Origin of the sequence: Pseudolactococcus hodotermopsidis (assembly GCF_011170085.1) — a bacterium.
Lineage (GTDB): Bacteria > Bacillota > Bacilli > Lactobacillales > Streptococcaceae > Pseudolactococcus > Pseudolactococcus hodotermopsidis.
In genome coordinates this window covers 1-6,244 of sequence record NZ_BLLI01000089.1, presented here as the reverse complement: position 1 = coordinate 6,244, position 6,244 = coordinate 1, and the positions used below count along the sequence as shown (strand labels likewise).

The following is a 6,244-nucleotide window of genomic DNA, read 5'->3' as shown; positions in this document are numbered from 1 at the left end:
ATCTCAGAAGAATCGGTAAGACGCTTCTGGAATATCAAGCTGAAAATTCAGCCTAAATCATAACTCAATCATATCAAAAATGGAATCTAAAAGCAAATTTTGCTTTAGCAAAATGTAACTCATGTTTAGACTTTTTTTGGGACATTTTCAATTTCGCTTGACAGGGTTATATTTAATACTAATTCGCTTTAAAAATCGAACAGTATCGGCTAGTTTGCACAACTTCTTTGTTAATCAGTATAAAGGCATGCAAGCACAAAAGAAATCAGATAAAAACGTTAGCTAATGCACCATAACACTAGCTAACGTTTTTATTTTTTAGAAGTCACTTTAGAAGACTCGGCTTCTGGCATTGCTGCCGCCGCTTCCTTACCTTGACCATCACTAATCTGAACAACAATATGACAAGACAACGGCACAAATTCATTGAGCGCACTTTGACCAACAACAGTTCCTTTAGTTGCACTATTGGTCACATATTGCACCTCATAGGTCACATTAGCACCTTTTGATTTGTACTCAGTATAGAAAGTCGCTTGTAAATCGCCCTCCGTTTGACCTGACAAGTCTTTGATGTAAACACGACCAAGAGAATAAGTCGCCGTAATATCAGGCAACGTATCCTTAGCGAAAAATTGCGTACCAGCAGCAACATTTTGCCCGATAAAGCCGCCATAAGGCACAGTATCACTGTAAACTTGCTTAATCATAACAGGCAATTCTTTTGCCGCTGTCCCCGCCTCATCAGAAGTAAATTGTGAAAAATCAGGAACAATCAACGGTTTACCAAGTGAAATTTTGACTGTAATCGTATCAGCTTTTGAAACTTTTTCGCCAGCCTTAATCGACTGTGAAATTACCTTATCAGCCATGATTGTCGCGCTACCTTCGCCAACAATCTCAACCTTAACACCCTTATCCTTGCTCCAAGTCTTGATTTCCACCTCAGTTTTATTGGCAAAATCAGGCACATCAATATTTTTCTCAATCGGCTCTTTGCCTTTTGAATAATGCAAGGTCAGATTATCCTCACGCTTGAAATCTTCCACTTTGACATCTTTGTTGGCAAATTCTTGCTTGATAAAGGCATCCTTAGCGACCGTCTCTGAATAATCTAGCTGAACTGTCGTATTCTCAAGTTTATTTTCCTTGATAAAGGCACGCGCATCTGCCACCTGCATCTTGCTAAAATCAGGAAGTCCAATCTTCGTTTTCGGATCCGCACCAAGGCTAACCGTCAGTTTAACCACCTTACTTTTAGCAATCGTTCTATTCTTATTTTCCTCTTTAATAATCGTATTGACTTTTTTGTCAAAATCGTAAACACGTTTGACCTCAAGCTTGACCTTATTTTCATCCGCCCAAGTCTGCGCCGTACTGATTTGTTTACCTGTAAAATCAGGCAATTTGACATGCGTTTGACTATAATAAAACCACCCAATAGCCGCCATCGCAACAACTATCGTCGCACCAATAATCAAACGTTTACGCTTTTGCTTTTTGGCAAATGTGTTATCTTTAACAAGCAAATCATCGGGCGCAGGCTTTTGAATCATTTTCGTTGGCAAAATCGACTTGTGTTTTGAAACAGCTACTTTATCAGGTACCTGATTTGGTTCTTTTTCATCAACATTAAAAGTTGGCTTTAGCTTTGCACTTGTTTTTTCAGTCGCATTAGATGTGGCAACATTTTCAGTTTCTTTCGATTCTTCAGGCGTTTTCGTTACTTCTGGTTTTGCCAGTTTCTCATTTTCTGCCTTGTATTTATCATTGGTAAAATTTGATAAGAAATCACTCATTAATCAAGTTTCCTTTTTTCAGACGATAAGTCACATCAGATTTATCAGCGACTTCTTGCGAATGGGTCACGACAACAACGGCTTTGCCATTTTCATGTGCCAAGCGTTTGAAAATTTCGACGATTTCCGCCTCACGCTCCTCGTCCAAATTCCCAGTCGGCTCGTCAGCAAGTATAACATCACTATTTGTCGCCAAAGCGCGAGCAATCGCAATCCGTTGCTGCTCGCCACCCGAAAGTTCGCTAACCAAACGATCAGCCTTCTCGCGCGTAATGCCAATGTAATCTAGCAAATTGTAAGCGACTGTTTTTTGATCAGACGGTAGCTCATTATCCGTGATGTCCATAGCGACGAGTACATTTTCAGCGGCTGTCAGATAAGGCACAAGGTTATTATTTTGGAAAACAAGCGAGATTTTATTACGACGGTAATTTTCATAACCTAGTTTTTTAATATCAGAACCGTCAAATAAAACCTCACCAGATTTTGGCGAGTCAAGCCCCGCAATCATTGACAAGAAAGTCGTCTTACCAGAGCCAGACTCCCCTACGATTGTATAAAATTTACCTTTTTCAAAGTCAACAGAAACATCACGCAAAATATAACGCTGCATATCGCCGTCTTGATAGAAATAATTCAGATTTTTAGTTGCAATAATAGACATAATTTTTTACCCCAATAAGATTTTTTTAGGCTTTAATTTGAAGATATAAAGCGTTGACAAAAGAACCGAAACAATAACCGTTCCAAGACCTGAAAGCAAATAAGTGACGATGTAAAATGGTGTGAAAGTCACACTGTAATTATCAGCAATTGACTCAGCTGTCACTGTTGCACCTGTGCTGAACATTGAAGAACTAGACATCATGTTATATACCATGCCATTTTGAGATGAACCACTATCATTATTTGAACTGAGGAAAGCTTCAGAGGCAAAACTACCAAGGAATTTACCCGTCACAAGAGAAAGCACGAGTGCGACAACGGCAATCGTCAAAACTTCAAACATAATTTGTAGAATAACGTTAGATTTTTTGTCACCAAGCGAGAGATAAATACCAAGCTCACGCTTACGATCACGCATAAAGAGTAAGATAACAAGAAGAATCAAAACAACTGATAAAACAACCGCTGCGATAATCACAGCTTTAGCAATTTTAGATAATTTGTTAAATTGACCAGCAATCGTGTCAAATTGGTCAGTTGATGACATGACTGAATAATATTTTGGCAACAAAGGTTTCGTGTCTGCCTTGAATTTTTCAAGGTCGTCAACTGATTTGAGTTGATAAATCGGTACGTAGTAAGGGTCATTATCACTCTCTAAGTCCTCTTCGCTCATACCTCCAAGCATTTCGGGCTGTTCTTCAAACAGAAATTTCATATAACCATTATTCATCCCATAAAGCGTTTTATTTGGCAAGTAAAACGTGTTGTAAATTTGAAAATTGAGCATATCTACTAGATCATCGCCACTTGGTGCTGCTGCTGCGTAGACAACATTATCATTTGCTGCCTTATCTGAGCTACCTGTTTTCTTCTCGACAGCTTCAAGAACCTCAAAAGTACCAACTACCTTGACTTTCGTATCAAAAGATTTAGTTTCGCCTTTTTCTGCCTCTGCTTCTTCCTCAGCACCCATGTCTTGGTACATGTTAAGCGATTGGTCAATGGTCATCTCATCGCCAACGTGTAAGCCATTTTCATCTGCAAAGTTCTTTGAGATGATGACAACATTGCTACCTTTTTTGATGTCATCTTCTGTGAAAACACTTCCTTCAGCAAGTTTGATTTTACCCATGGCAATATCCATAATTTTTGGATATTGCACACCACGAAGTTGGATATAATTCATCGAACTGTCAACTTCTTCTCCATCTTTCTTAGCTTGCGGATTATAAGTTTTGAGACTTGCAGATTGAAAGCCACTTTCCTCAGAGTAATCATAGTTCTTAACATAAGGACTACTACCGATTTTTTTGATAAGTTTTTCATCTAAGTTTTTAAAGTCGACTGACCCCTTTTGTATAACCGCTTGGATTTTGCTATCATTCCAGTCAATACCAACCGTGGCAATAGCACCCATTTTTTCCTTGGTTGTTTTCTCAACATTTTGCGTAGACTGCTGGATAATCACACTACCAGCAAGGATATTGCCAAGTAGGAAAATCACTGCAAATAGAATCAGGGATTTCGACTTTTGTCGAGTGACAGAAGCGATTGCTCGTTTGAAAAAGTTCATAGATTACTCCTTTTATAACTATTAAATGCGATAATATCGCGACAAATTAAGTTCTATGAAATAATAGAACTTAAAACCATTCCTAAGTGGGCAACTCAAACACATTCGTTTAAGTTTGAAGATGTTCATAAGATAGAGCCAATTTTTTAGATGCTCTATAATTCCAAGTATAACAAGTTAAATCAGTTATGTCAAAATTTTCTAACACTAACCCAACAAGATTTTCTTTGGTTTTAATTTGAAAATATAAAGTGTTGATAAAAGAACAGAAACAATGACTGTTCCGAGTCCAGCAAGCAGATAAGTCACGATGTAAAACGGTGTAAATGTTACGGCATAATTATTGGCAATCGTTTCAGCATCAATGCCAGCATTTAATGATGTCAAAGCATTGTTGACGAACATACCATTTGTCACGTTATCTGTGGTCGTTCCCGCATCCGAGCTGAGAAAGACGTTTGAGGCAAAACTACCAAGGAATTTACCCGTAACGAGTGAGAGAAGTAAGGCAACAAGCGCAACCGCCAGCACTTCAATCATAATCTGCATGATAACGTTCAATTTTTTGTCGCCAAGCGAAAGATAAATGCCAAGTTCGCGCTTACGATCACGCATGAAAAGAAGGATAACGAGCAAAATCAAGACAATTGATAAAATAATCGCCGCCACAATCACGGCTTTAGAAATCTGTGACAATTTAGTAAATTGACTCGCTGATTTTTCAAAATCATCAGTTGACGCCATCACTGAATAATATTTCGGCAACAAGGGTTTAACTTCATCCTTAAATTTGTCAACATTATCAACTGTTTTGAGTTGGAAAACAGGCGTAAAATAGCTCTTATTAACCGCTTCTTCTGGCATACCATCCGTTATTTCTTGATAAGTACTTGGTTGCTCAACTCGCATAAAGTCAAGATAACCTTTAGTCATACTGGCCACGGTTACATTCGGCATATAAATCGTGTTATATTTTTCAAAATCTAGCATACCTGTCATTCCCGAATTTTTATTTGATTTTTTCTCAGGTGCTTCCATAACCTCGTAAGTGCCGACAATCTTTGCTTTAACATCATAAGACTTATCTTTTGGCTGACCTGTTTCATCAGTCAAGCAGTTGTCTAAGGTCATCTCATCGCCAACATGCAGACCGTTTTCATCTGCTAATTGCTTGGAAATCATGACAACCTTGTTACCTTTTTTAATATCGTCAGCCGTGAAAACACTGCCTTGTGCCAATTTGATTTTGCCAAGCGAGATGTCCATCACTTTCGGATCTTGCACACCATGCACTTGGAAATAATTCCCCGCCATGCTAAACGACGACTGCATATTATTGCCTGAATCATCCTCTTTATTAGCTTGTGGATCATAAGTTTTCAGCGCACCAGACTGAAAACCATAATTTTGTGAATAATCGTAAGTCTTAACATAAGGACTACTGCCAAGCTTTTGAATCAGCTCCTCTGACAAAGGGGCAGGGATAAAGCCACCAGAATTCATGGCTTCTTCGACTTTCTTGTCATTATAATCAATGTCAATGGTCGCAATCGCTCCCATTTTTGCCTTGGTTGTCTTCTCAACATTTTGTGTTGATTGCTGAATGATAACACTGCCCGCTAAAATGTTACCAAGCAGAAAAATCACTGCAAATAAAATGAGAGATTTGGATTTTTGTCGTGTCACGGAACATATGGCACGTTTGAAAAAGTTCATAGCACTACCTCGTTTTCTATTTTTGAGCCTATCATTAGGAAATTCTAAAAACTTGATAGCTCTCAAACTTATCGTATCAATGTTAGCTTAACTCAACCTTACATATGCAATAATAAGCTAATTTTAATTTAATATTTTATCGTTATCTTTAATCTTATATGTAAGCGATAACATCTTTTTATTTTAAGATTTCATTCAAAAACTAACCAAGCCATTTTATTAGCAAATTTTAACCTATTACAACTTTTATAAGAATTGCGTATCAACCGTATCATTTCTGATAATACGATTTGTTTATATGTATTATTTTAACTAATACAGTTTGATTTGTCAAGTATTTATTTTTTATGTTGTGTATTTTATCATTCGAAAGTGATAATGTCTTAAGTAGGTCGAAACATAAAATGTCCCAAATGTTAAACTAATACTTATGAAAAGGATATTACTCACTGTGAATGAATTGAAAAAGTATCGTGTTATCAAATTA

4 protein-coding genes are annotated in these 6,244 nt (G+C 37.4%); all 4 read right to left on the bottom strand.

Going from position 1 to position 6,244, the window contains the following annotated elements; all coding sequences use genetic code 11:
* Positions 1 to 311: 311 nt before the first annotated feature.
* A complete protein-coding gene (locus Hs30E_RS10205; RefSeq protein ID WP_172209844.1) occupies positions 312 to 1,799 on the bottom strand; it encodes a PASTA domain-containing protein in 1,488 nt (495 codons plus the stop codon).
* On the bottom strand, positions 1,792 to 2,463 hold the full coding sequence (locus Hs30E_RS10200) for an ABC transporter ATP-binding protein (RefSeq protein ID WP_172209843.1): 672 nt from the start codon (positions 2,461 to 2,463) through the stop codon (positions 1,792 to 1,794). Before Hs30E_RS10200 ends, Hs30E_RS10205 begins: the two co-directional genes overlap by 8 nt.
* A gap of 6 nt (positions 2,464 to 2,469) precedes the next feature.
* Positions 2,470 to 4,041 (bottom strand): ABC transporter permease, encoded by a 1,572-nt coding sequence (locus Hs30E_RS10195; protein WP_172209842.1) that lies wholly within the window; start codon positions 4,039 to 4,041, stop codon positions 2,470 to 2,472.
* Between the two features lie 207 nt (positions 4,042 to 4,248).
* Positions 4,249 to 5,757 (bottom strand): FtsX-like permease family protein, encoded by a 1,509-nt coding sequence (locus Hs30E_RS10190; RefSeq protein WP_172209841.1) that lies wholly within the window; start codon positions 5,755 to 5,757, stop codon positions 4,249 to 4,251.
* Positions 5,758 to 6,244: the final 487 nt, after the last annotated feature.